The 3,821-nt window shown below is 68.8% G+C and carries 4 protein-coding genes; 3 read left to right on the top strand and 1 reads right to left on the bottom strand.

The features are described 5' to 3' along the window. The 3 genes from PKH97_RS14695 to PKH97_RS14685 all read left to right on the top strand — a co-directional run. Window positions 1–1,212: hypothetical protein (locus PKH97_RS14695; protein WP_324388316.1), on the top strand; the 1,212-nt coding region annotated here is incomplete at its 5' end. After that, window positions 1,209–1,946 (top strand): hypothetical protein, encoded by a 738-nt coding sequence (locus PKH97_RS14690; RefSeq protein WP_324388315.1) that lies wholly within the window; start codon window positions 1,209–1,211, stop codon window positions 1,944–1,946. The genes PKH97_RS14695 and PKH97_RS14690, both read left to right, overlap by 4 nt. A 41-nt stretch (window positions 1,947–1,987) precedes the next feature. Beyond that, window positions 1,988–3,373, top strand: coding sequence for a serpin family protein (locus PKH97_RS14685; protein WP_324388314.1), 1,386 nt, complete (start codon window positions 1,988–1,990; stop codon window positions 3,371–3,373). Here PKH97_RS14685 and PKH97_RS14680 read toward each other — a convergent pair. Beyond that, window positions 3,370–3,741, bottom strand: a complete 372-nt coding sequence (locus PKH97_RS14680; protein ID WP_324388317.1) for a hypothetical protein — start codon at window positions 3,739–3,741, stop codon at window positions 3,370–3,372. The two genes, PKH97_RS14685 and PKH97_RS14680, sit on opposite strands and share 4 nt — an antisense overlap. Window positions 3,742–3,821 lie beyond the last annotated feature (80 nt).

Here is a 3,821-nt window from a genome sequence, read left to right as displayed (position 1 = left end):
GTGGGCGGCGGCGTGGCCCGGCTCACGGCATACGAGCGCGGCCCGGCGCCGCCCGCGACCTCGATCGAGCACACCGACGCCCGCGCTCTCGGCTACCCCGAGCGGATTACCGGCATCGACGATGGCGACGCGGCACCGGGACCGGTGTCGGGGATTGCCTGGGCACCGGCCCCGACCTCAGCTGGCGGCGAGCCGAACCGGACCGGCACGTATGCGGTCCTCCCCAGCGGCCGGATGCAGTGGCTCGCGGGAATCGGCGACACGGCCCGGGCGGTGCGCGTGTCGCCGAACGGCCGCTTTGCGGCGGATACCGACGGTGAGTCCTATCAGCTTCTCGATCTGGCGACGGGCCGTCCCGTCGACCTCGGCCATCCCGCTACCCAGCGACCGGACCTCGAGACCCAGATGGTGTGGAGCCCGGACTCGCGGTGGGTCTACCTCCCGTTGACCGGGGAGCCTCGGGACGGTTTTGCTATGGCGCTTGCGGGCGTGGTCGTGGACACCGACGGTCATAGCTTTGGCATTCCGCGCGGAAATGTCACCCTCGTCGGGTTCGTAAGGCAGCGCCTCTTGGGTGTCGGGTACCTCTCGGATCGACGGAACTACGCCCTGCAGATCTACGATCCCACCTGGCTCGGGGGCGGCTGGCAGGACACCGGCGTGACGCTGGAGTCGACCGGCACGCGCCCTGGACCCGAGTTCGTCATCGGCAGCGCATCGCTGTCCCCGGACGGCACGCGGCTCGCTCTCCGGTCCGCGCCCACTGCGCCCGGCAATCCCACGGACGTACGCATTTTCGACGTGGCGAACGGAGCACTGATTCCGGACGTGAACGCGCCGACAGCGGACTCGCACATCCCCGAGATCCCCGTGCAAGCGGACGACAATTGCCCCCTGGCCTGGCAGCAAAACCGCCTGCTCGTCCCGTGGAAGAGCGACCGGACATTCGCCACGTCGACAACGCTGGCGGGCGTCGCCGGCGATCCGGTGGTCGTCGCCAACCCCGCACTCGACCTGACCTGCGTGGACTGGGCGGATGACGCGCTGGCGGGCGAACGGCATACGGCCTTCTATGGGGTACAGGACACCTGGATCTCGTGGCACCCGCGCACCGTGCTGCCCCTCCTCGGCGGAACACTGGGTCTTCTGGGCTGGCTGGCGGCACAAAACAGGCTGCGCCGCAGGCGACCCCGTGATCTGCTGTCCGTATGACGATCCCCACCGCCGACGACTGGCGCGCCCTCGCGCGGTCGGCACCGTGGCTGTGGCAGTCCGTCGAGTTCGAGCTCGACTGGCCGACCCTCCACTGGCCGAAGAAGAGTGGGCCGGCACTGCATGCGCGGCTGCGTCGGCCGTCCGACGTTCGAGTGACCCGTGTCGAGCGACCTGGCGAAAACCTCGCGGATCGCGCGCGACCAGCGGGACACGACTTCGGCCCCCAGCCACCGGACCGGCCGGCAACCCTTCGCCCCGATGGCCTGGTCCTCACTCGCACCAGCGGCACCGACGGCGACGACCACGGCCTCTACTTCCACAACTACTACTGGCTGGCGATGCTCGACCCCTACGAACTCGCCGACGGCCACGAGTGGGTGCCCGACGACCCGGCCGATCCCGACGGCCCTGGCCGTCTTGTCACCGTGCCCGGCGCCGACGTTGAGGAAGTGGCGACGACCGAACGGTATGGCCGCGAGACGTGGTGGGCGCGATTGCGGCCCACCACGGCATACGAGCCGCGGTGCTCGTGTTGCGCCCTGCTCTATGGCGAGATCGCCGAGCGGCAGGATTATGGCGGCGAGCTCCGAGCGCGCGACGAGGACCCGGGCTATGCGTACTCCACGCAATGGCTGGTCGGCCTCGACCGGGCGACTGGCCTGCCGGTGAGCGTCGAAGCCCTCGACGGGAGAGCGCCCGGGCATACGATGCGGATTCTCGCCCACGCCTAGCTCGCGCGGAACTGGCCGCGACGAACTGCCGTCATAGCGGAATGACAAACCAGCACGCATTGCCCGCAACCGACACCGCCGCCCGTATGCCGGTGCGGCCCGATCGTCGAATCCTGTTGCGTACGTTGATAATCGGCAGCCTTACCGGCTTTGCCGCCACCGCCTGCGGCTCGGACGGTGCCACCGTGCTCAAGACCGCAGGGGCCACCAAGGGCGCAATCTCCGGGGGTAGCGTCGTCAAGGCCGAGGTTGCCCTGGCTCAGCCGCCGGCTGGGTCGGCGGCAAAGGGGGCCGAGGCGGTCCGCGCCTTTACCGCCGCGTTGACGTCCAGATTGCTGACCGACAAGACCGGGAACCTGGTGTGCTCGCCCTTCTCGGTCGCGCTTGCTCTTGGTATGACGGCCAACGGGGCGGTGGGTGCGACGCAGCAGGAGATGCTCAACACTCTGGACTTCGACAGTGTCGAGGGCCTCGACGCCGGCTTGGCCGCCGTCGTCCGACTGGCCGAGAGCAGGGCCGGCAAACGGACCGATGCGATGGGCACGTCATACGAGATCGCCCTGGACAGCGCGAACTCGCTATGGCCGCAACGTGGTTCGGAGTTTCAGAAGCCCTTCCTCGATGCCGTGGCGAAGTGGTTCGGTGCGGGCTTGCACACCGTGGACTACAAGGCCGATGCCGAGGCCGCGAGGACCGAGATCAATGGGTGGACCAGCGAGCAGACGCAGGCGAAGATCCCGGAACTCATCCCCCACGGCGTGCTCTCCCCCGCAACCCGGCTGGTCCTGGTGAACGCGGTCTATTTCAAGGCGCCATGGAATGTGCCCTTCACGCCAGCGCTGACGGCGCCCGGACCCTTCACCGGCGATAAGGGTGATGCTCGGCAGGTGCCGATGATGCACAACGGTTTCTCCGCTCCCTATGCCCACGGCAGCGGTTGGGAGTCGGTGACCCTGCATTTCGCCGGCCGGGAGTTGGCGATGACGTTGGTGCGCACCGAGGACCCGGGCGTTTCCGCGCAGCGCGCGTGGCTGACCGCGGACAAGCTCAGGTCTGCACTGACTGCCACCGACCAGCCGGCCGTTCAACTCACGCTGCCGAAATGGAACTTCCGGACCCCGTCACCGCTCACGGCGATCCTGCCCGCGATGGGTATGCCGTTGGCCTTCGACGCGGACAAGGCGGACTTCTCGGCGATGACTACCCAGGAGCGGCTCTACATTTCCGCGGTCATCCATGAGGCCTTCATCGCGGTCGACGAGAACGGTGCCGAAGCCGCAGCCGCCACGGCCGTGATCATGGACGCCGCCGGAGCGCCGGCGGAGCCGAAGGCGCTGACCTTCGACCGGCCCTTCCTCTTCGTGATCCACGAGGTGGAATCCGCCACTCCGCTCTTCATCGGCCGCGTCGCCGAACCCTCGGCCTAGACCGGCGAACGGCCGGCCCGTGGCGAGGTCCAATCCGGCCGGTTCTTGCCGCCGCTCAGGCGGCAAGCAGTCGGGTGAGGTGTGCTTCGAGTGGGCTGATCTCGCCCTCGTTCGACGCGGCCGGGGTGCGTATGGTCGCGTCGCGACCTGGCGCGGCAACGGCGTTGTCGGGCAGGGACTTCCAGTCGTCGGTGAGGCCGAGGTGGTCGCTCGGATAGCTGGTGTGGGCGGCCGACCGGGTCGGTCCAGGTCACGGTCAGGTCGGGATGGATCGCGACCGTCCAGCCGGGTGACTGCTTGAGCCGGTGGTGTCGCCGGCACAGGGCTATCAGGTTCGCTGGGCTGGTGGGCCCGTCGGGCCAGGGGATGACGTGGTCGAGGTCGCAGAAACGGAGGCTGATCGCGCAGCCGGGGAAGCGGCATTGCCGGTCGCGGAACCGGACGAGCC

The organism is Nostocoides sp., from assembly GCF_035343835.1.
In the GTDB taxonomy this organism is placed as follows: Bacteria; Actinomycetota; Actinomycetes; order Actinomycetales; family Dermatophilaceae; genus Nostocoides_A; species Nostocoides_A vanveenii.
The sequence above is the reverse complement of the archived record's forward strand: the minus strand, read 5'-3'. Positions and strand labels throughout refer to the sequence as shown.

Bases quoted from the DNA above. Each gene is read 5' to 3' on its own strand.
- PKH97_RS14690 (WP_324388315.1), top strand. From the start codon at position 1,209: ATGACGATCCCCACCGCCGACGACTGGCGCGCCCTCGCGCGGTCGGCA.
- PKH97_RS14685 (WP_324388314.1), top strand. From the start codon at position 1,988: ATGACAAACCAGCACGCATTGCCCGCAACCGACACCGCCGCCCGTATG.